The sequence below is a fragment of the Thioalkalivibrio sp. ALE30 genome (assembly GCF_000377465.1).
Taxonomy (GTDB): domain Bacteria; phylum Pseudomonadota; class Gammaproteobacteria; order Ectothiorhodospirales; family Ectothiorhodospiraceae; genus Thioalkalivibrio.
Genome location: NZ_KB898179.1, coordinates 1 through 20,825, shown reverse-complemented (window position 1 = coordinate 20,825; position 20,825 = coordinate 1). Strand labels below are relative to the sequence as shown.

Sequence of the window (20,825 nt, the reverse complement as noted above, 5' to 3'; positions counted from 1 at the left end):
CGGTATCCTGCGACATCGACAAGGCCCGCCCGGTGCGGGCCTTTTTCATGCCGGGTCCGCGCTGCGACACAATCGCGGGCCTGGCGCAACGGGACGTGCGCCGAGGGGGTTGGGTATGCCGCATCTGATCGTCGAATATTCGCAGGGCCTGGCCGCGGGGCCGGAGGTGGCCGCCTGGCTGGACGCCCTGCACGCGGCGGCCTGCGCTTCGGGGCTGTTCCCGGCGTCGCATATCAAGGTCCGCGCCCACCCGGTGTCGCAGTATCGGCTCGGGGGCGAGGTGCGGCCTTTCGTGCATGTCGAGGTGCGTCTCAAGTCCGGCCGTTCGCTGGCGCAGCGCCAGGCGCTGAGCGAGGCCGTCCTGCGGGCCCTGCAGGACCTGATCGGGGAGGCGGTAATCACCGTCGAGGTGACCGAGATGGAGGCGGCGAGCTACGCGCGGCACGATCCGCAGGACGGAGACCGGGACCGCCCGGATTGAAATGCCGGTGTGCGTGGCGAGCCGGGCGTTCCGGACCGCTACACTCGGGGGGAGGAAAGACGGAACGGGATGTTCGTGATGGCGGTGGTACGGGTGGTTGCGGTCCTGGCGCTGGGGTTCGTGCTGGCGGGGTGTTCGCTGCTGGACGCGCGCGAACAGCTCGCGCGCATGGGCGGGGCCTGCGTGATCAGCGGCACGGTGGGACCGGACGCGACGGCGTCCGAGGCGGGTCGGACGGGGCCCTATATCGTGGCGGTATTCCGCGAGTCGGTCGGTGGCGCCGGGGTGCCCGAGCCGGTGGACCATGTGGTCAGCGCCCAGGGCGGGAGCTGGTTCTTCGGGCTGGAGCCGGGTCGCTACCGCGTGCTGGCCTTCCGCGACGAGGAGGGTGATCGGGCCCATCCCGCCGGTGCCCCGGTGCAGTATGTGGCCGGCGGCGAGGCGCTGGACTGTGGCCCCGGCGGGCGGCTGACCGGGATCGAGATCCGCGTGAACGGGGACCATCGCCTGGCCCACCCGGTTGCCCTGCCGGCCACGCGCGGCCTGGAGGGCGCCGAGGGCGCCCGCGACCTTCCGCTGAGCCTGGGTCGAGTGACCGCTTTCGGCACGATAACTCACCTGGACGACCCGCGTTTTGCCTCCGATGTGGCCCGCGGCAGCCAGTGGCGACCCCTGGACTTCGTGATGGACGGTTACGCGGGGGTGTACTTCCTCGAGCCCCATGATCCGACGCGGACGCCGGTGCTGTTCGTGCACGGGATGAACGGCTCGCCACGGGACTTTGCCGGGCTGCTGGAGGTTCTGGACCGCGAGCGTTATCAGCCGTGGTTCTACTACTACGCCTCCGGGTTGCCACTGCAGTCGGCGGCTGCGCACCTGGCACAGGTGGTGGAGGAGCTGGAAGTGCGTCACGGGGTCGAGTCGCTACCGGTGGTGGCGCACAGCATGGGCGGGCTGGTGGCGCGGGGGTTCCTGAACGAGCGAGCTCGGCGCGAGGCGGCGGCACCGGTGCCGGTTATGATCACCCTGTCCACGCCCTGGGCCGGGCACGAGCGGGCGCAGCAGGGGGTGGATCGCTCGCCGGTCGTGATCCCGGTCTGGCGCGACATGGCCCCGGGCAGCGACTACCTGGAAGGCCTGTTCCCGCATCCGGGCGCGGGGGCAGGCGAGTTGCATCTGGTGTTCGGCTACCAGCGCGGCGAAGGGGGTGCGCGCGCGACCGCGGACGGGGTGGTCACGCTGGCCAGCATGCTGCACCCGCCGGCCCAGCGCGAGGCGGCCTCGGTCTTCGGCGTGGCGACCACGCATGCCGGCATCCTGTCGCATCCGCTGGCGCTGGAGCGGGTCGAGGAACTCCTGTCCCGGGTGGAGGACCGGTAATGGCTGCGCCCGGCGGCTTCTGCACCGCGACGGGGCAGCGGGATCGGCGTAGTCTGGGGCCACCCGGCCGCACTTCGAGCGGGCGGCGGTTCAACGGGGAATGCGATGCAGTTGTTCGAGTGCGAGTGCTGTGGGCAGGGGGTGTATTTCGACAACACCTACTGCACACGCTGTGGCCATCGGCTGGGGTTTCTCCCGGATCGTCTGGAGGTGTCTGCCCTGGCGCCGGCCGGAGAGGCCACGGATGCCCGCGGACGCCCGGTGCCTGGCGGATTGTGGCGGGTGGCGGACGAGCCGGACGGGGCACTGTACCGCCAGTGTCGCCACTATGCGGTGGACGCGGTCTGCAACTGGATGGTGCCGCACGGCGACGCCGACCCGTTCTGCGGGGCCTGCCGCCTGAACCGGACCATCCCCGACCTGAGTGTCCCCGGCAATGCACGTCTGTGGGAGCGCCTGGAGACGGAGAAGCGGCGCCTGGTCTACGGGTTGTTGCGTCTGGGCCTGCCGGTGGTGCCGCGACGTGATGATCCCAAGGGGATCGCATTCGACTTCCTGGCCGATACGGCCCCCGAGTTCCGCGAGGGCGGTGGCGTGGTCACCGGCCATGCGAACGGGCTCATTACCCTGAATATCGCCGAGGCCGACCCGGCGGTCCGCGAGCGCATGCGCGAGGCGATGGCCGAACCCTATCGCACGATCCTCGGCCATTTCCGCCACGAGTCCGCCCACTACTACTGGGACCGCCTGATCCGCGATACTCCCTGGCATGCCGCCTTCCGCGAGCGCTTCGGCGACGAGCGCGCGGACTATGACGAAGCCCTGCGCCGGCATTATGCCGAGGGGCCGCCCTCCGAATGGCAGGCCTCGTTCGTCTCCGCCTACGCCAGTTCGCATCCCTGGGAGGATTGGGCCGAGACCTGGGCCCACTACCTGCACATCGTGGATACCCTGGATACCGCGTCCGCCTACAACATGGATATCGTGCCCGGTGCCGGCCCGTCAGCACGGCTGGGTGCGCAGGCCGATGCACCGGCCTTCGACGCCTATGCCGCGGCCGATTTCGATGGACTGATGGAGCACTGGCTGCCACTGGTCAGCGCCCTCAACAGCCTCAACCGCAGCATGGGGCATCCGCATGTCTATCCCTTCGTGTTGACGGCCACGGCCATCGCCAAGCTGGCGTTCGTGCATCAGGTCATTCAGGATTTCCGCACGGATTGTCGTGCCGCGCTGGCGGGTGCCACCGGTACCTGAGCGCACGCCGGGGGCGCGCGGTCCGGCGCGCCCGCCACTCATGCGAAAGGACGCCCGATGTACAACGTTGCCACCCGTGGCCCATTCAAGGGGCTGAATCCGCGCGTCGCGCCGCTGGCGCTGATCCTGGTAGTGATCATCGCCCTGCTGGGGGTGTATCGCACCGAGCAGCTGGGTGCGGTGGTGGGCGATGCGCGTACCTTCGTGACGCCGCTTCTGGAGTGGTACTACGTGGTCGTCATGGCCTTCTTCCTGGTGATCGTGGTCTGGCTCGGGGTCGGGCGCTACAAGAACGTGCGCCTGGGGCATGACGACGAGGTTCCCGAGTTCACCACCCTGTCATGGCTGTCGATGCTGTTCGCTGCAGGCATGGGCGTGGGGCTTCTGTTCTGGGCGGTGGCCGAGCCGCTGTCGCACTACGGCGGGAACCCGTTCCTGATCGATAATGGCGACCGGGCCGCGGCCGCGGACATGTCCATGGTCCTGACCTATTTCCACTGGGGTCTGAATGCCTGGGGCGTGTTCGCCCTGCTGGCCCTGATCCTGGCCTACTTCGGGTTCCGAAAGGGCCAGCCGCTGGCCCTGCGCTCGGCCCTGCACCCGCTGATCGGCAAGTACAGTCACACCTGGCCGGGGGACCTGGTCGACCTGTTGGCGATCATCGCCACCGTCTTCGGGATCGCGACGACGCTGGGCCTGGGGATCCAGCAACTGGAGTCCGGACTCGCGCACACCGTTGGGATCTCCCTGGAGGGGGACCGCGGACTACTGATGCTGACCGCGCTGCTGACCGTGATTGCGATCGTGTCCGTGGTGACCGGGATGCAGGCCGGGGTGCAGCGGGTCAGCCAGGCCAACCTCTGGCTCAGTGTCGCGCTCCTGGGGCTGCTGCTGGTGGCGGGGCCGACCCAGTACCTGCTGGCCCTGGTCGTGCAGTCCAGCGGCAGCTACCTGCAGAACCTGCTGGGGCTCTCGCTGTACACCCACGCCCACCATATGGACGAGTGGCATGCCGACTGGACGGTCTTCTACTGGGGCTGGTGGCTGGCCTGGGCGCCGTTCGTCGGGCTGTTCATCGCGCGCATCTCGCGCGGCCGCACGCTGCGCGAGTTCGTGATGGGCGTACTGCTGGTGCCGACCCTGATCACCTTCTTCTGGCTCGCGCTGCTGGGCGGCACCGCTTTGCATGCCGAGGTCGAGGGCATCGCCAATATCGCCGAGCGCGTGTCCGAGGACCTGACTATGGCGACCTTCGCCACCATGGAGACCCTGGAGCCCTGGCTGATTGCGAAGACGGGGGCGATTCTGATCACGATCCTGATTGCGACCTACCTGCTGACCTCCGCCAATGCCGGGATCGTGGTCATCAATACCCTGCTGGCCCATGGATCCACCGAGCATCGGGCGATCCACCTGATCCTGTGGGGGGCGATGATCGGGCTGGTGACCGGGGTCCTGCTGCTGGCCGGCGGGCTGGAGGTCCTGCAGAACGCGGTCATCCTGGCGGCGCTGCCGTTCTCGCTGGTGATGCTGATGATGGTGGTCGGGCTGATGCGCGGTCTGGAGGACGAGCGCTACGCGCCGCGTCCGGGCGAGCACACGGTCGCGCCCAGCGAGCCGTGGACCATCCCGCCGGACCGCGTCCACGAGGACTTCGACGTAGACGACGACGCCCCCGAGGCCCGCGACGAGGACGACCGCCGGGTTCCCTGACGGCCCCGGTCTTCCATCACGGCAAAAACCGTAAAGAGCGATTAACAGGAAGTTGGGAAGACAGGAAGAATGAATGGTTGGAAACCCCTTGCGCTTCGCGGTGGATGTTCAGGGCTATGCATCCAATGCACCTAAATCCAAATAGATCCTTCCGAGCTTCCCTTCTTCCTGTAAATGCTCTTTGGTTTTTCGGGCGCTTGGTGGTGAGCCGCAGGAAAGGCCCGCGCATCCTGCGCCCACTTTCGGGTGGGCGGGGCTTGCCGTAGCCTGTGCGCCCATCGTCAACCGAACCGCGAGAGAAGCCCCATGAGCGATACCCTGCAGTTGTCCGGCGAGCTGATCCAGAAGGTCCAGGAGGTTCTGACCGAGGTGGATCCGAAGGCGCAACAGCCCATCGTGGCCGTCCAGTACCTGAGCGCCATTACCGGGTTCATGGTCGCGCAGATGCCGGAGTCGGTGAACGAGCGCAAGGAATACCTGAAGCAGCTGTCGCAGTTCACCGAGTCGGTGTTCGTGGACGTGGAGAGTCGCAAGCAGGCCGCGCCGCCGCCGCAGGAAGCCAGCGGCGTGTGGCGCCCCGGCGACAACTGATCCGGGCTGGCGGCGCGCCGGCGTCAGCCGTTGTCGCCGCCTTCGCCCCGGTCCTTGCGCATCTGGCGCAGCATGGCTTCCTGCTCGTTGAAGCTGGGCATGCGCCGCTTGCCGCCCACGTCGCGGTCACGGTCGCTGGCGCCGGCCTGGCCGGACTGGCCCGGCTTTTCGGCGTCCTTGATGCGCTGATACTCCTGCAGTTCGCGGCGGGCATCCTCGTCGCTGGTGTAGCGGCCGCGGTAGTCCTGCGGCGGCTTGTGTCCCTTGCGCAGGAAGACCTGCTTGCGCAGTTCCTTGTTGTAGTCGGTGACCCGGCGGTCGATCCACCACAGGTCCACCAGCGCCCACAGCACACCGGCGCCCAAGGGTAGCAGCCACCAGAGGGCGGGTACGAAAAAGGCCAGGGCCAGGGTGATCGCGGTGAGCGCCAGGAAGCCGGCGCCGCCCAGCGGTTCGCGCAGGTAGAAGCGGTGCAGGCCCAGCGGGAACAGGACCCACGCGGCGTAGGCCGCGGGCCGGGTGCGCATCTCGCTGGCGAGCTTGGCATTGATGGACTGCAGGCCGCCGCCCTCCAGGTCCAGTTCCTTCCAGGCCTTGCTCATCCCTGCCTCCGTTGCGTTCACGTGTAGCGCCACGGTAGCCGCAACCCGGGGCGCGGGGCGATTGTGCGGGTGCCGCGCGAGGGTTTTACCGGCGCTGCGTCAGCCCTCTTCGCGCGTGGGGTCGCGTTCCAGCAGGCGGCGCACGGTGTCGCGCACCGGGCGGCCCTGGTAGAGCACGGCGTGTACCTCGGCGCAGATCGGCATCTCCACCTCCAGTGCTTCGGCCCGCACCACGGCGACCCGGGCCGTCTCCACGCCCTCCACCGACTGGCCGACCCGCGCGCGGGCGGTCTCGAGGTCCACCCCCTCGCCCAGCATCCGCCCCAGGCGGCGGTTGCGCGACTGGTTGTCGGTGCAGGTGAGGATCATGTCGCCCAGCCCGGAGAGGCCGGTAAGGGTGGCAGGGCGGGCGCCCACCGCGGCGCCGAAGCGCTGGATCTCGGCCAGTCCCCGGGTCATCAGGGCCGCGCGGGCATTGGCGCCGAACCCGGCGCCATCGGCGATGCCCGTAGCCACCGCCAGCACGTTCTTCAGGGCCCCGCCAAGCTCCACGCCGATGACGTCGGTGTTGCGGTACAGACGCAGGGAACGCCCGTGCAGCGCCTCCACCAGGCGATCCATATGGTCTTCGTCGGTGGAGGCCACGGACAGCGCGGTCGGTTGCTCCTGCGCGACCTCGGCGGCGAAGGAGGGGCCCGAGATCAGGGCGGGCGGGTGCTCTGGACCCAGTTCCTGCTCGGCGATCTCGTGCAGCCAGGCGCCGGTGGCGGTCTCCAGGCCCTTGGTGGCCCAAGCCACCACCTGTCCGCGCGCCAGCCGCGGGGCCAGCCAGCGCAGGGTCGCGCGGAAGGCGCCGGAGGGGACGGCGATCAGGACCAGATCGCGGCCGTCGACGATCGCGGGGTCGGCGCTGACGCGGAGGTTGTCCGGGAAGCGGTGGCCGGGGAGGTAGCGGGCATTCTCGCGCTCGGCCTGCAGGCGCGCGGCGGTGTCATCGCCGCGTACCCACAGGGCCACGTCGGCATGCAGCCGCGCCGCATGCAGGGCCAGCGCCGTTCCCCAGCAGCCGCCGCCGAGGACCGCGATGCGCATCCTAGGAAACCCCATGCTTCATGTACGCGCGCTCGCGTCGGTACGCCAGGTCCTTCGGGGGCCTGGCGTCAGGCCTGCTGGCTGGGCGCGGTCTGCTCGCCGCCGGCCTGCTGCTTCTGCTCCTGGAGGTGCTGGGCGTACAGCGACTCGAAATTCACCGGCTGCAGCAGCAGCTGCGGGAAGCCGCCCTTCAGGACCAGGTCGGCGACGGTTTCGCGGGCGAACGGGAACAGCACGTTGGGGCAGTAGGCGCCCAGCAGGTGATTGCGCTGGTCCTCGGGGAAGTTGCGCACGATGAAGACGCCCGCCTGCTTGATCTCCACCAGGTAGGCGGTCTTGCCGTCGGACTCGGTGGTCACGGTCAGGCCCAGTTCCACTTCGAAGGCCCCGGCGGCCTCGTCGATCGGGCGTGCGTTGGTGTTCAGCTGGATGTTGGTCTCGCCCTTCCACTCGCGCATGAACACCTCGGGGGAGTCCGGCGCCTCGAACGAGAGGTCCTTGATGAAGACCTTCTGAATGGAGAAATCGGGGCGGTCGTTCTGTTCGCCCTGGGCCGCGCCGTTGCCGCTGTTGGGGGAGTTCTCTTCAGCCATGGTGTTCTATCTCGCAGTCGTCTTGAATCGGGGCATTGTAAGGGGGTGCGCGCGCCTTGCGGGTGCGGTGGCCGGAAGCGCTGCCCGGTGGTGCGGGCGCTGCCGGTTATCCGGGACTGCCGGCGGCTGTCGGCTCGACCCCTGCCGCGGCGGCCAGGCGCGCCAGCTCGCCACTGCTGTCCATCGCCTGCAGTTCGTCGAAGCCGCCGATGTGGGTCTCGCCGAGGAAGATCTGCGGGACCGAGGTGCGGCCGTCGGCGCGTTGCTCCATCTCGGCACGCAGGCCCGGTTCGCGGTCGACGGCGTATTCCGCGAACGGATAGCCACGCTGGTTGAGCAGGCGCCGGGCCAGCAGGCAGAACGGGCAGCGCCCGCTGGAGTAGACCTCGAACTGCATTACTTCTTCTTGATGGGCATGTTGGCCGATTGCCAGGCCTGGATGCCGCCCTGCAGGTTGACCACGTCCTCGAACCCGGCCGCTGTTAGCTGCTGCGCGGCGCTGGCGGAACGGTTGCCGCTGCGGCAGTAGACCACCACGGGCTTGTCCTTGTACTTCTCGATGTCGCCCATGCGCTTTTTCAGGCTGCCCAGCGGGATGTGCTTGGCGCCTCCGATGCGGCCGGCCGCGACCTCGCTGTCCTCGCGTACGTCCAGCACCAGGGCGTCGTCCTGGTTGATCACGCGCACCGCCTCGGCCGGCGACAGGGAGCGGTACTTGCGGTTCAGGCGTCGGAGTTCGACGAACAGGATCATCCCGATCACCGCCAGCAGGGCGCCGGTCAGGATCGGGTGATTGGCGAGAAATTCGGGCAGGCGTTCAAGCATTCGGGAGACCGGATCGGAGGGGTGATTGTCAGGAACTGCAGAAAACGTCCTGCATCATACCGATCAGGCGCAGGGTCCGGGAGTCCCCCACGCGGTAGTAGACCCGGTTGGCATCCTTGCGCGTGGCGAGGATGCCCTTGTCGCGCAGGATGCCCAGGTGCTGCGAAATGTTGCTCTGCGAGGTCCCGACCTGGTCGACGATTTCCTGTACGCTGATTTCGCGATCGCCGAGAATGCAGAGGATCTTCAGGCGCAGCGGGTGGGACATGGCCTTGAGCGAGCGCGAGGCCCGTTCGATATCCTCGTCCTGGGACATCAGGCCGTCTTCGACGGACAGATCGTCTTCAACCGTTTCGTGGCTCACGGCATACCTCTCTTGCGAGCGAGGGAAATCCTCGCAACCGGGTCAGAATATAAGAACCTAAACGTACCCCGATATGCGAATCTGCGCAATCCTGAGTCAGCCATATGGCCTCCGTGCCCCGTTCTGGTGCGCGGTACTGGCCGGTCTGCTGCTGGCCCCGGGGGCCCTGGCGCTGGAACCCGAGGCCGAACTGCGCGAGACCCGCGAGGCGATCCAGGACCTGGAACGCACCCAGGAGGAGCGCTACGCGGCCTTGCAGGAACTGGAGGCCCTGCTGGCGGATGCCGCGCGCGGGACCGAGGACTCGCGCCGCGAGTTGCGCGAGCTGGCGCAGGAGCGTTCGCGCCAGGAGGCGGTCGTCGCCGACCAGGAGGCGCGGGTGGAAGAGGCCCGGGAGCACCTGGAGACGGAACGCCGCGCGGCGGCCCGGCTGGTGCGCGACCAGTGGCAGCGCGAACGCCACGTCGGGCGCCTGAACGGGCAGGGAGGGGGCGATCGCCACCATGTGGCGTTCGCCGTGCGTATCCGCGAGGCCCGGGAGCAGGCGCTGGAGTCGTTGCGTGACCGGATCGAGGGGCTGGAGGCGGAGCGCGAGGCCCTGGCGCGGGAACGTGCGGTCCTGGCGGAACAGGAGGAACAGGCGCGCGCCGCGGTCGCGGATCTGGAACGCGAGGAGGCGCGCCAGCGCCAGGCCATGGCGGAACTGGAGGCGGCCATCGAGGACGAGGCACTGGAGCTGGAACGCCTGCAGCGCAACGCGGAGACCCTGGAGGCGGTGATCGAGGAGGTCGAGGCGCGCAGCGCGGCGCGCGCCGAGGCCCCCGGGGACTCCGCCCCCGCGCAACCCGACGTGGCCTTCGCCGAGCTGCAGGGCGAACTCCCGCGGCCGGCCGACGGCCGGGTAATCCGCAGCTTCAATGATTCCCGTGGCAGTCGCCTGCGCTCGCGCTGGCGCGGCACGGTGCTGGAGGTCGAGAACGGCGCGGCGGTGCGTGCGGTGCACTACGGGCAGGTGGTCTACGCCGACTGGATGCAGGGCTACGGGTTCCTGGTGATCGTGGATCACGGCGAGCGCTACCTGACGCTGTACTCCAATGTGGAGGAGATCCTGGTGGCAGAAGGCGCAACGGTGGGCGCCGGCGAGCAGCTGGCCGTGGCCGGCGCGGGCAGCGAGGCGATCGCGCCCGGACTCTACTTCGAGATCCGGCATAACGGCGGACCATTGAACCCCGAGGGCTGGTGGCCCTCTCAGTAGACAGAGAGAAGTGAGACCGGGGTCCGGCAAAAGGCGGATGGAGCGCCTGCATTCAGGCGCCCATCACATTGCCGGTGCTACCATCCTCACACTAATCACCTCACGTAACGAGGAAAGGTAATGAGCAAGTCTTGTCGCACCGGATACGCCCTGATCGTCGGACTGGTCGTAGGGGTCATGCTGAGTGTCTCGGTGGCCGTCTACGCCGACCGCGACAATGGCGCGCAATCCGCCCTGCCGGTGGAGGATCTGCAGCGCTTCACCGACGTGTACATGCGCATCAAGCGCAATTACGTCACCGAGGTCGACGACAAGGACCTGCTGGACAACGCGATCCAGGGGATGCTGTCCGGTCTGGACCAGCACTCGGCCTACCTGGACGAACAGGACTTCGAGGACATGCAGGTCGGCACCTCCGGCGAGTTCGGTGGCCTGGGGATCGAGGTGGGCATGGAAGACGGGTTCGTCAAGGTCATCGCGCCGATCGACGACACCCCCGCCAGCCGTGCCGGGATCGAGGCCGGTGATCTGATTATCCGCCTGGACGGCGAGTCGGTGAAGGGCATGTCGCTGTCCGACGCGGTCGCCAAGATGCGCGGCGAGAAAGGGTCGGACATCACCCTGACCGTGCTGCGCGATGGCGAGGACCGGCCGATGGAGATCACCATCACCCGGGATGTGATCCAGGTGCAGAGCGTGCGCTCCGAGATCCTGGAGGACGGATTTGGCTATGTGCGCATCAGCAACTTCCAGCAGCGCACCGCGCGCGATCTCGTGCGGGCGGTCGAGGACCTGCAGGAGCAGGGCGAGCTGAAGGGTCTGGTGCTGGACCTGCGCAACAACCCGGGCGGCATCCTGAACGGGGCCGTGGGAGTCTCGGACGCGTTCCTCGAGGACGGCCTCATCGTCTACACCGAGGGCCGTCTGGAGGACTCGCAGTTCCGTTACCAGGCCTCGCCGGGCGACGTGCTCAAGGGCGCGCCGATGGTGGTGCTGGTCAATCGCGGTTCGGCCTCGGCTTCGGAGATCGTGGCGGGCGCGCTTCAGGACCACAAGCGGGCCGTCGTCATGGGCCAGAACACCTTCGGCAAGGGCTCGGTACAGACCATCCTGCCGCTGACCCAGAACACCGGGATCAAGCTGACCACCGCGCGCTACTTCACGCCCGAGGGTCGCGCGATCAACGAGGACGGGATCGAGCCGGACATCCGCCTGCAGCAACTGGTGGTGCAGCGCAGTGACAGCGAGAACGGCGGCGCCCGCATGGGCCGGGACGGTCTGCCGGAGTCGGTGGATGCGGATGACGAGGACAATGGCGAGGCCCTGGCCGAGCGCGACTACGGCCTGAGCGAGGCGCTGAACCTGCTGAAGGGCCTGAACTTCTACAACCGCCGCTGAGCGCGGCGGGGTCGCGATCGACGGAGAACCGATGCCGAACGTACTGGTGCCCCTGGCTGCCGGGGCCGAGGAACTGGAGGCAGTCACCATCATCGACCTGCTGCGACGCGCGCAATTCGAGGTCACCGTGGCCGGGCTGGAGTCCGGGCCGGTGACCTGCTCGCGCGGAACAGTCATCCAGCCGGATACCACCCTGGACCAGGTGCTGGATGCGGCCTTTGACCTGATCGTCCTGCCGGGTGGCCTGCCGGGGGCCAATCACCTTCGCGACGATGCCCGGGTGCAGGGACTCCTGCGGGCGCAGGCCGAGCGCGACGGCTACCTGGCGGCGGTTTGCGCCGGACCCAAGGCGCTGGCCGAGGCCGGCCTGCTGGAAGGCCGGCGCGTGACGGCGTTCACCGGCGCGCTGGACGACGTCGGAATCCCGTCCACCGGCGCCCCGGTGGAGGTGGACGGCCGCCTGATCACGGGCCGCGGCCCGGGCGCCGCGATGGACTTCGCCCTGACCCTGATCGAGCAGCTCGCCGGCCGCGATGCCCGCGACGCCGTCGAGGGTCCGCTCCTGAGGCCCTGAGGGATGTTTCGACCACGAAGCGCACGAAGGCACGAAGAAGGTCAAGGGCATTTCACCACAGAGGGCACGGAGGACAAGGAGAAAAGAAGATCATTCAAGGGTGCCGGGATTGCCGGGATCTGCATCCCTGTCGGTGCACTGATCATTGGTGCTACTCCTCCGCAATCCTGATGTTTCTCTGTGTCCTCGGTGGTTCAAACCGCTCTTGAAGTTGACCTCCTTCGTGCCTTCGTGGGCTTCGTGGTGAATTCCTACCCCACGGTGGCGTAGCGGGTGGCGCTGCCCAGCCAGCGTTCGATCAGGGCGCCGGCGCGGGCTGGGTCGTTCTCGATTCGTGCGGCCAGTGTGGTGGCCTCGTCCAGCAGGTCCTGGTCGCGGGTCCAGTCGGCGACGCGGAAGCTGCGATCGCCGGTCTGGCGCGTGCCCAGCAGTTCTCCCGGCCCCCGCAGTTTCAGGTCCACCTCGGCGATCTCGAAGCCGTCGTCGGTGCGGCGCATCGCCTCCAGGCGCTCGCGCGCGGTCTCGCCCAGTGGCGGGCGGTAGAGCAGTACGCAGGCGGAGGCGGTATTGCCGCGCCCGACCCGGCCGCGCAACTGGTGCAGCTGCGAGAGTCCCATGCGCTCGGCGTTCTCGATGATCATCAGGCTCGCGTTGGGTACGTCCACGCCGACCTCGATGACCGTGGTGGCGACCAGCAGGTCGATTGCCCCCGCGCGAAAGCGCTCCATCACCGCGTCGCGCTCGGGGCCCTTCATGCGTCCGTGGGCCAGGCCGATGGTCAATTCCGGCAGCGCCTCGCGCAGGCGTTCGGCGGTGGCCTCGGCGGATTCCGCCTCCAGTTGTTCCGACTCCTCCACCAGCGGGCAGACCCAGTAGGCCTGGGTGCCGGAGCCGCAGGCGGCGCGGATGCGCTCGATGACCTCGTCGCGGCGCTCGTGGCTGATCAGCGCGGTGCGTACCGGCGTGCGCCCGGGCGGGCGCTCGTCGATCACCGAGCTGGCGAGTTCCGCATACAGGGCCATGGCCAGGGTGCGCGGGATGGGCGTGGCGGTCATGATCAGCTGGTGCGGCATGTACCCGTTGCCCTTGTCGCGCAGGGCCATGCGCTGGTGGACGCCGAAGCGGTGCTGCTCGTCGATGATCGCAAGCCCCAGGTGGTGAAAGCGGACCTCCTCCTGGAACAGGGCGTGGGTCCCGATGGCGACCTGCCGCTGGCCCGCGGCCAGCTCGGCGAGCAGCTGGCCGCGTTCGCTCGCGGTCTGGCGTCCGCCCAGCCAGGCGATCGCAATCCCCAGCGGTTCCAGCCACTGGGCGAGGTTGCGCCCGTGCTGGCGCGCCAGCAGCTCCGTGGGGGCCATGAAGGCGACCTGGAAGCCGGCCTCCACCGCGGCCAGTGCGGCCGCGACTGCCACCAGGGTCTTGCCCGAGCCCACATCTCCCTGCACCAGCCGGTTCATCGGTTGCGGTCGCGCCAGGTCGGCGAAGATCTCGGCGGTCACGCGTTCCTGCGCGCCGGTCGGCGCGAACGGAAGCTGTTCGCGAAGTTGCTGCCACAGCGCCCCGGGCGGCTGGATGACCGGGGCGCCGCGCGCGTCCCGTGGTGTCCGGCTTTGCTGCATGCGTGCGAGCTGGTGGGCGCACAGCTCCTCCAGCGCCAGGCGGGTGCGCGCCGGGCTGCGGTTCTCCGCGGTATCCAGTTCGCCCAGGGCATCGGCCCGCGCCGGGGGATGGTGCAGCTGTTCCAGCGCGGCGTGCAGCCCGGGCAGGCCCTGGCGGGACAGCTCCGGCAGCAGATCGGGCAGGGCCTGCATGCCCGGCAGGGCGTGCGTCACCAGCTGGCGCAGCAGCTTCTGCGAGATGCCCTCGGTGGTCGGGTAGATCGGGGTCAGGTGCGATTCCAGCGCGGGCGGGGTATCCCCCACGGTCTGGAGCTCCGGATGCACGCATTCCAGTGCCCCGGGCAGGCCGCGCGGCTCGCCGAAGGCGCGGATGCGCGTGCCGGGTCCCAGGCGCCGTTGCTGGTTGGCGCCGAAGTGGAAGAAGCGCAGCAGGATCTGTGCCTGGTCGTCGGCCAGGGTGACCACCAGCATGCGCCGGCGGCGGTGCACCACCTCGGCATGGGTGACGCGGCCCTCGAACAGCGCGGCCAGGCCCGGGCGCAGCGCGGCGATCGGGGTCAGCCGGGTGCGGTCCTCGAAGCGCAGGGGCAGGTGGAACAGCAGGTCCCCGGCCTGTACCAGGCCCAGGCGTTCCAGGCGCTCGGCCACCGCCGGGCCGACGCCCTTCAGGGTGGTCAGCGGGGCCTGCAGGTCCACCGACGGGGCTCGCGTCGGCTGCTCAGCCGCGCGGGCACCAGGCGATGGCATCCATCTCCACCTGGGCGCCCTTGGGCAGGGCGGCCACGCCGATCGCGGCGCGTGCCGGGTAGGGCTCGCCGAAGACCTCGCCCATGATTTCGTTGACTAGCGGGAAGTGGGTCAGGTCGGTCAGGAAGATGTTCAGCTTGGCGATGTCCGCGGTGCTCGCGCCCGCGGCCTCCAGGACGGCCTGGAGATTGGCGAATACCTGGCGGATCTGGTCCTCGATGCCGCCGCCCACCAGTTCCATGGTGGCCGGATCCAGCGGGATCTGGCCCGACAGGTACAGGGTGTCGCCGGCGCGCACGGCCTGGGAATAGGGGCCAATGGCGGCCGGGGCGTTATCGGTCTGGATGATCTCGCGGGACATGCGGGCTCCTTGTTCGGCCGGATAGATTGTCGCGGATGGCGCCATTCTACTGATCCGGACGCTCGTGTGGGGTGTCCGCGGACTCGGCAGACCGGGGCGCGGACGGATACACTGCGCGGCACACGGACAACGACACAGAGGAAGCAGGCAATGACGGGATACGCACTGGCGAATGTGCTGCATGTACTGGCGGTGGTGATCTGGGTGGGCGGCATGTTCTTCGCCTACATGTTCCTGCGCCCGGTGGCGGGGCAGCAGCTCGAGGGCATGCCCCGGCTGAAGCTCTGGGAGGGCGTGTTCGCCCGTTTCTTCCCGTGGGTCTGGGCCTCGGTGCTGGTGATCCTGGCGACCGGCTTCTACATGATCTTCGGCGTGTTCGGCGGCATGGGCGACGTCCACCCCAGCGTGCATACCATGCTGCTGCTGGGTCTGATCATGATGGCGATCTTCGCCCATGTGTTCTTCGCGCCGTTTCGCCGCATGCGCCAGGCCATTGCCGCGGATGACGCCCAGGAAGGCCTGCGCCGCCTGGGGCAGATCCGCATCCTGGTCGGGATCAATACCCTGATCGGCCTGGCGACGATCGTGGTCGCCTCGGGCGGGCGCCTGCCGCTCTAATCTGCATCCCCTGGCGGGGGCACAGGACGCCCGGTCCGTCCGGCCCTCCAGACCAGTCGTGGCGGTTCGGGCGGCTCCAGCAGCACGGCGGCGTTCTGGCCGAATGTCTCCAGCCAGCGCGCGAGCAGGTGTTCGGGCAGGTCCGCGATCGCCAGGCCCGGCTCGTCCGGCCAGTGGCCCAGGGGATCGCGGTTGCAGGCCGGCCAGGCGCGCAGGCCCTGTTCCGTCACGGCCCGCTCCAACCGCTGCTGGCGTTGCTGGTTTTCTTCCTCGGTGAGCGGCTGGCTGCCCGGGTTGCAGGCGGTCAGCACGACGAGGCGGTGGGTGCCATGCCCCGCCATCCAGGCCGCCACCTCATCGGCCGCCCGGTCGATGCGCAGCACCCATGAACCGTCCGCGGTCTCCACGCAGTACCGCGCCTTGCGGTAGGCCTGTTCCAGTTCAGCCCGTCGCGATCTGGTTGGGGCGCATTCCGCGCGCCCCGGGGCGGGGTCGGCAGCGTCAGCGCTTGTATTGGTGGACATCTCGCGGCACCCTCGCGGCTGGATCGTGCAGATGCGATCGATCAAACAGGGGGAACGGGATGCGCGTCAAGGATGCGACAGCGGTTTGCGGGGTTTCGCCGGCAACCGGCCTGCGTGCGTATGGGGCGTGGCCCGTATCCTTGGTGGCTTGAGCAGCCATGCCCTCGCGTCCTGTCGTCCCCGGTCTGACCAGTGCCTTTGTCGTGGTGCTGTTGCTGGTCGCGGTAGTCGCCATGGCCAGCTGGCTGCGCGTGCAGCAACTGCAGTACGACGTCCAGGCCCTGACCGAGGAATACGTGCAGAAGGTGGATCGCGTGCACCGCATGCGCAGCCTGGTACGCGAGCGCATGCTGCGCGCCTCGCTGGTCATCAGCGCCGAGGATCCGGCCCTGCAGGACCGCTACCAGCGGGAGTTTCGCGAACTGGCCGAACGTTTTCTGGAGGCCCGAGCGGGCGCCGAGCTGCTGGCCCGGACCCCGCGCGATGCCGCGTTGCTGGCGGAGCTGCGCGAGCTGACCGCGACCGGGGCTCCGATCCTGTCCGAACTCGTGGACATCGCCCTCGCGGGTGGGCGCAACGAGGCGCTGGCCCTCCTGTATGCCGAGGCGATGCCGGTGCAGGAGGAAGTCCTGGAGCAGATGGAAGCCATCCTGCAGGCCTTCGAGCATGACAACGAGGAGGCGGTGGCCGCCATGGCCCGGCGTCACGAGCAGGCGCAGCAGATCACGCTGATCGCCACCGGCATCACGGTCCTGATCATGCTGCTGATGTGGGTGCGCGTGCGCCGGCGGATCTGGCGCGATCATGCCGCGTTGCGCCAGGAGCTGGAGAGCCGCCAGCAGGTCGAGGCTCGTCTGCGCGAGACGCAGGCCGGGCTGGAGGCCGCCGTGGCCCGGCGCACCGCGGCGTTGCAGGAGACCACCGAGCGCCTGGAAGAGGCGCAGCGGATCGCCGGGGCGGGCTACTGGGACTGGGATATCCGGGGTCAGCGCATGAACTGGTCGTCGCATGTCTTCGAACTGTTCGGTCTCGATCCGCGCACCGAGAGTGCGGGTTTCGAGGCGTACATGCGCGCCATCCACCCGGATGATCGCACCCGCGTGCGGCGCGCGACCAACGAGGCCCTGGACCGCGAGAATTTCTACCGGGTGGATCACCGGGTCGTGCGCCGGGACGGCGGGGTCCGCCATGTCCGGGTGGAGGGCGAGATCGACCGTGATGCCGAGGGGCGGGCCGTGCAGGTGCTGGGCATGGTGCGCGACATCACCCGCGACAAGGCCTCGGAGGAGCGCCTGTGGCATCAGGCCCACCACGACTCCCTGACCGGCCTGCCCAACCGCAGCCTGTTGCAGGAGCATCTGCAGCAGGCCCTGCGCCGGGCCCAGCGGACGGGCACCGGGCTGGCCCTGGTGGTCTGCGATCTCGACGGCTTCAAGCCGATCAATGACCGCCTGGGGCATGATGCCGGGGACGTGATGCTGGTGACCGTGGCGCGGCGCCTGCGCGAGGGGGTGCGGGAGAGCGATGTGGTCGCCCGCGTGGGTGGCGACGAGTTCGTGCTGCTGCTGGAGAATGTCCGTGATCCCGATGCCGTCACCGGTGTCGGCCTCAAGCTGATCGAGCGCTTCGAGGAACCGGTGGAGGTGAACCGCGAAGCGGTGTACGTGGGCCTCAGCATGGGGGCGGCGCTCTATCCCGGGGACGGCGACGACGCGGAGACCCTGCTGCAGCGTGCCGACCGCGCCATGTATCTGGCCAAGGAAGAGGGTGGCAGCCGTATCGTGCTGTACCACGAGTGTCCCGAGGCGGCGGTGCGCGCAACCGATCTGGCGCTGCGCCGGCGGGGCGCCCTGGGGTGCGGGCTGGAGGACCCGTCCGCTCGCGACTGAACCGGTGCTATTGCCGCAGCCGGGCGGTGAAGGCCTCCTCGGCGAGGGGCTCGCTGAACAGGAACCCCTGAAAGCGCGTGCAGCCCAGCGCCAGTAGCTGGTCCCGCTGCTCGGCGTGTTCCACGCCCTCGGCGATCACGTCCAGCTCCATGTTGCGGGCGATGTCCACGATGTTCTCGATCAGGGTCCGGTCGCCACCGGCCAGCAGCCCCTGCACGAAGGACTTGTCGATCTTCAGTTCGTCCACCGGCAGGTCGCGCAGATAGGCCAGCGACGAGTACCCGGTGCCGAAGTCATCCAGCGCGATGCGCACGCCGAGGGTCTGCAGCGCGCCCAGCTTGGCGATCGCATCCGGCAGGTCGCGCAGCAGTCCGGATTCCGTGACCTCCAGGGTCACGGTGCGGGCGTCAACCCCGTGGTGGCGCAGGCGGGCCTGGAACTGGTCGACGAAATCGGGGCGCGAGAGTTGCCACGGTGACAGGTTCAGGGCCAGGCGCGGCGGACGCAGCCCCGCCTGCTGCCACTGCGACAGGCGTTCCAGGGCATGGTCCAGGACCCAGTTGCCGATGCCATGGATCAGGCCGGTCTCCTCCGCGACCGGGATGAACAGGTCCGGCGCAACCGCGCCCAGTTCCGGGTGCCGCCAGCGCAGCAGGGCCTCGGCGCCGATCAGGCGTTCGGCGGCATCGAGCTGGGGCTGGTAGTGCAGGTCCAGCTGGCCGCGCTCCACCGCCTGGCGCAGACCGTCCTCGATCTGCAGGCGGGCATGGGCCTCGTCCTGCAGCGCATGGCGGTAGAACTGCACGCCGCCGCGCCCGGCCCGCTTGGCCTGGTACAGGGCGATATCGGCGTGGCGCAGGGCATCGGCCGAGCTCTCGCCGGCATCCGGATAGCATACGCAGCCCAGGCTGGCCCCGACCCCGAAGGTGCGCTCGCCGATCACGATGGGTCGCTGCAGGGCCTCGAGGATGCGTTCGGCGATGGCGTGCAGGTCGGACTCGAGTGCCTCGCGGGCCCCATCGCGGGGCGGCAGCACCACGGCGAACTCGTCGCCCCCCAGGCGGACGATCAGCGCGCCCTCCGGGGCATGGGCCCGCAGGCGTTCGGCGACGGCCCCCAGCACGGTGTCGCCCACCGCGTGACCGAGGGCATCGTTGATGGTCTTGAAGTGATCCAGGTCGATCAGGATCAGGCCACCGTGCAGGTCCCCCACGACGGCCTCCTCGATATGCCGGGTCAGGTCGTCGTGCAGGCGGGTCCGGTTGGCCAGCCCGGTCAGGGCGTCGTGGTAGGCCAGCGCGTGGATGTGCTCCTCGGTATGCAGCCGCTCCAGTTCCGCGCCCGCGCGGTCGGCCATGATCCCGAGGATCTCCATCGCCTTGTCGACATCCTCGACCGGATGGCGGTTGACCATCGCGATATGCCCGAGCAGCGTCCCCTGGCTGTCCAGCAACGGGGCGCCGAGGTAGCTCTCGGCATCCATCTCCACCAGCATTGCATCCTCCGGGAAACGCTGCTGCACGTCGCAGGGATAGATACAGGTGCCGATCTCCAGCACGCGTTCGCAGGGTGTCTCGGCGAGGTCGTAGCGCAGGTTGTCGACGATCCGGCCTCGGGCGCACAGGGCGACGGTCTCGACGACGCCGGGGTGCTCCGGGTCTTCCATGCCGATCAGGGCATAGTCGGCATCGAACAGGTTGCTCAGCTTGAGCACCAGCTGCTGGAAGAACTCCTCGCGCGAGCGTGCCTGCAGGCCCTCGGCGATCAGGCGCAGGGCATCCTCGCTGCGGTGCGCGGCGGTCACATCCTCCTGCATCACGATGACGTCCTGCACCTCACCCTGCGTATCCTGCAACGGGTAGATACAGCCCCGTAGCCAGCGCTCCCCGGGCGGGCCGGCGGGGCCTTCCCCGGTCCCGGTGTCGGCAGGCGCCGGCGGGGTGTAGGCCAGCGGGCCGATCTCGCGGTAGTGCCCGCGCACGGCATCCGCGAGCGGTTCCAGGAGCTTCTGGTCGATCGGATCCGGGCGCTCGAGGACGTTCCCGCCCGGGCGGGAGGCGTCGCTGCCATGCATGCGTTCCCAGGCGGCATTGGTCTGGCGGATCTCGCCTTCCGGCGTGAGCACCTGGATGCCGATGGGGGACTGCTCGACCAGCGCGCGGAAGCGACTCTCGGAGTCGCGCAGGCGTTCGCCAGTCTCGCGGTTCAGCACCAGGCTCATCATCACCACCATCACCACGTAGCCGAACGGTGCGAGCTGCGGCATCTCCAGCACGCCGGCACGGGCGAGCACGCCCTGAGTGGTGAACAGTACGAAGACCCCGATCCCGCCCAGCAGGAGCAGGGTGGTGGCCTGGCGGTGGCGGCGGTAATGCCGGATCAACGTGACCAGCGCGAAGCCGAACACCAGAAAGACCGCGAGGACGCCGAAGCCGAACCAGGGACTGATCGTGCCCACGGCCAGGGCCACGTTCTCGCCCCAGGGCAGCTCGAGGATGCGCAACTCCTCGATGTGGCGGTACTGCATGCTGTAGGGCTGCAGGGTGTTGACCACCCACGTGATGCCCAGCAGTACCAGCAGTCCGGTCATCAGGCCGCGTGCGGGCGTCCGCGTATGGGCCGCGACGAAGGCGGCGAACAGGACGTAGAGGTTGTGTGCGTCAAGTTGTGCAGAAGTGAGTCAGCCATGTTCGGTTGGTCGGTATGGCTCAGGCGGCCTCGGCCTGCCTCAGCAGGATTTTCTTGTGCTCTTTGAGCAGATCCATGTTCAGGTAGCGGTTGTCCTCCAGCCAGCCTTCGTGGATTTCGACGGCCAGGGCCCGTACCAGGCGTAGACAGCTGTGGGTGTTGGGGAAGATCCGGACCACCCGGGTCCGGCGGCGGATCTCCTCGTTCAGCCGCTCGAGCATGTTGGTGCTCTTCATGTGCTTGTGATGGGCCCG

At 68.9% G+C, this 20,825-nt stretch carries 20 protein-coding genes and 1 pseudogene; 10 read left to right on the top strand and 11 right to left on the bottom strand.

Annotation, left to right across the window (positions count from 1 at the left end):
• Window positions 1–115: 115 nt before the first annotated feature.
• The 5 genes from D107_RS0112780 (at window position 116) to D107_RS0112760 (ending at window position 5,422) form a co-directional block, all read left to right on the top strand.
• Entirely contained in the window at window positions 116–481 is a 366-nt protein-coding gene (locus D107_RS0112780; RefSeq protein ID WP_018881633.1) for a 5-carboxymethyl-2-hydroxymuconate Delta-isomerase, read from the top strand.
• A 69-nt stretch (window positions 482–550) separates the two neighbouring features.
• Entirely contained in the window at window positions 551–1,861 is a 1,311-nt protein-coding gene (locus D107_RS0112775) for a triacylglycerol lipase (RefSeq protein ID WP_018867148.1), read from the top strand.
• A 105-nt stretch (window positions 1,862–1,966) separates the two neighbouring features.
• Window positions 1,967–3,118 carry a putative zinc-binding metallopeptidase gene (locus D107_RS0112770; RefSeq protein ID WP_018867149.1) on the top strand — a complete coding sequence of 384 codons (1,152 nt, stop codon included), beginning with the start codon at window positions 1,967–1,969 and terminating at the stop codon, window positions 3,116–3,118.
• 57 nt (window positions 3,119–3,175) lie between these two features.
• Window positions 3,176–4,831 carry a BCCT family transporter gene (locus D107_RS0112765; RefSeq protein WP_018881632.1) on the top strand — a complete coding sequence of 552 codons (1,656 nt, stop codon included), beginning with the start codon at window positions 3,176–3,178 and terminating at the stop codon, window positions 4,829–4,831.
• A gap of 306 nt (window positions 4,832–5,137) precedes the next feature.
• Window positions 5,138–5,422, top strand: coding sequence for a hypothetical protein (locus D107_RS0112760; RefSeq protein ID WP_018867151.1), 285 nt, complete (start codon window positions 5,138–5,140; stop codon window positions 5,420–5,422).
• Window positions 5,423–5,445: 23 nt separating this feature from the next.
• Here D107_RS0112760 and D107_RS0112755 read toward each other — a convergent pair whose 3' ends face one another.
• The 6 genes from D107_RS0112755 to D107_RS0112730 form a co-directional block, all read right to left on the bottom strand.
• Window positions 5,446–6,024, bottom strand: a complete 579-nt coding sequence (locus tag D107_RS0112755; protein WP_018867152.1) for a hypothetical protein — start codon at window positions 6,022–6,024, stop codon at window positions 5,446–5,448.
• A 99-nt stretch (window positions 6,025–6,123) separates the two neighbouring features.
• A complete protein-coding gene (locus D107_RS0112750; protein ID WP_018867153.1) occupies window positions 6,124–7,116 on the bottom strand; it encodes an NAD(P)H-dependent glycerol-3-phosphate dehydrogenase in 993 nt (330 codons plus the stop codon).
• A gap of 68 nt (window positions 7,117–7,184) precedes the next feature.
• A complete protein-coding gene (gene secB, locus D107_RS0112745; RefSeq protein WP_018867154.1) occupies window positions 7,185–7,709 on the bottom strand; it encodes a protein-export chaperone SecB in 525 nt (174 codons plus the stop codon).
• A 106-nt stretch (window positions 7,710–7,815) separates the two neighbouring features.
• Window positions 7,816–8,106 carry a glutaredoxin 3 gene (gene grxC, locus D107_RS0112740; RefSeq protein WP_018881631.1) on the bottom strand — a complete coding sequence of 97 codons (291 nt, stop codon included), beginning with the start codon at window positions 8,104–8,106 and terminating at the stop codon, window positions 7,816–7,818.
• On the bottom strand, window positions 8,106–8,534 hold the full coding sequence (locus D107_RS0112735; RefSeq protein ID WP_018867156.1) for a rhodanese-like domain-containing protein: 429 nt from the start codon (window positions 8,532–8,534) through the stop codon (window positions 8,106–8,108). Before D107_RS0112735 ends, grxC begins: the two co-directional genes overlap by 1 nt.
• Window positions 8,535–8,562: 28 nt before the next feature.
• On the bottom strand, window positions 8,563–8,898 hold the full coding sequence (locus D107_RS0112730; RefSeq protein ID WP_018867157.1) for a helix-turn-helix transcriptional regulator: 336 nt from the start codon (window positions 8,896–8,898) through the stop codon (window positions 8,563–8,565).
• Window positions 8,899–8,971: 73 nt separating this feature from the next.
• Here D107_RS0112730 and D107_RS0112725 point away from each other — a divergent pair, with 73 nt between their 5' ends.
• The 3 genes from D107_RS0112725 to D107_RS0112715 all read left to right on the top strand — a co-directional run bounded on the left by D107_RS0112725 (window position 8,972) and on the right by D107_RS0112715 (window position 12,125).
• Entirely contained in the window at window positions 8,972–10,153 is a 1,182-nt protein-coding gene (locus D107_RS0112725; protein ID WP_018881630.1) for a murein hydrolase activator EnvC, read from the top strand.
• Between the two features lie 120 nt (window positions 10,154–10,273).
• Window positions 10,274–11,551, top strand: a complete 1,278-nt coding sequence (locus D107_RS0112720) for a S41 family peptidase (protein WP_018867159.1) — start codon at window positions 10,274–10,276, stop codon at window positions 11,549–11,551.
• A gap of 31 nt (window positions 11,552–11,582) precedes the next feature.
• Window positions 11,583–12,125 (top strand): DJ-1 family glyoxalase III, encoded by a 543-nt coding sequence (locus D107_RS0112715; RefSeq protein WP_018881629.1) that lies wholly within the window; start codon window positions 11,583–11,585, stop codon window positions 12,123–12,125.
• Between the two features lie 251 nt (window positions 12,126–12,376).
• On the opposite strand, the gene recG is transcribed toward D107_RS0112715, so the two are convergent.
• Entirely contained in the window at window positions 12,377–14,491 is a 2,115-nt protein-coding gene (gene recG, locus D107_RS0112710) for an ATP-dependent DNA helicase RecG (RefSeq protein ID WP_081619392.1), read from the bottom strand.
• Window positions 14,463–14,852: a RidA family protein gene (locus D107_RS0112705; protein ID WP_018867162.1), complete on the bottom strand. Its 390-nt coding sequence runs from the start codon at window positions 14,850–14,852 to the stop codon at window positions 14,463–14,465. Before D107_RS0112705 ends, recG begins: the two co-directional genes overlap by 29 nt.
• Before the next feature lie 150 nt (window positions 14,853–15,002).
• On the opposite strand from D107_RS0112705, the gene D107_RS0112700 reads away from it, so the two are divergent.
• Window positions 15,003–15,470 (top strand): CopD family protein, encoded by a 468-nt coding sequence (locus D107_RS0112700; RefSeq protein ID WP_018875849.1) that lies wholly within the window; start codon window positions 15,003–15,005, stop codon window positions 15,468–15,470.
• Here the strand turns inward: D107_RS0112700 and D107_RS13385 are convergent.
• Entirely contained in the window at window positions 15,467–15,994 is a 528-nt protein-coding gene (locus tag D107_RS13385) for a DUF3293 domain-containing protein (RefSeq protein WP_038032887.1), read from the bottom strand. The genes D107_RS0112700 and D107_RS13385 overlap by 4 nt on opposite strands.
• A 158-nt stretch (window positions 15,995–16,152) precedes the next feature.
• On the opposite strand from D107_RS13385, the gene D107_RS0112690 reads away from it, so the two are divergent.
• Window positions 16,153–17,883, top strand: coding sequence for a diguanylate cyclase domain-containing protein (locus tag D107_RS0112690; protein WP_018880135.1), 1,731 nt, complete (start codon window positions 16,153–16,155; stop codon window positions 17,881–17,883).
• Window positions 17,884–17,890: 7 nt separating this feature from the next.
• On the opposite strand, the pseudogene D107_RS13380 reads toward D107_RS0112690, so the two are convergent.
• Window positions 17,891–20,530: pseudogene (locus tag D107_RS13380) on the bottom strand (EAL domain-containing protein); the annotation flags it as partial.
• A gap of 61 nt (window positions 20,531–20,591) precedes the next feature.
• The coding region (locus D107_RS13375) for a transposase (protein ID WP_038035408.1) at window positions 20,592–20,825 on the bottom strand (234 nt) is incomplete at its 5' end.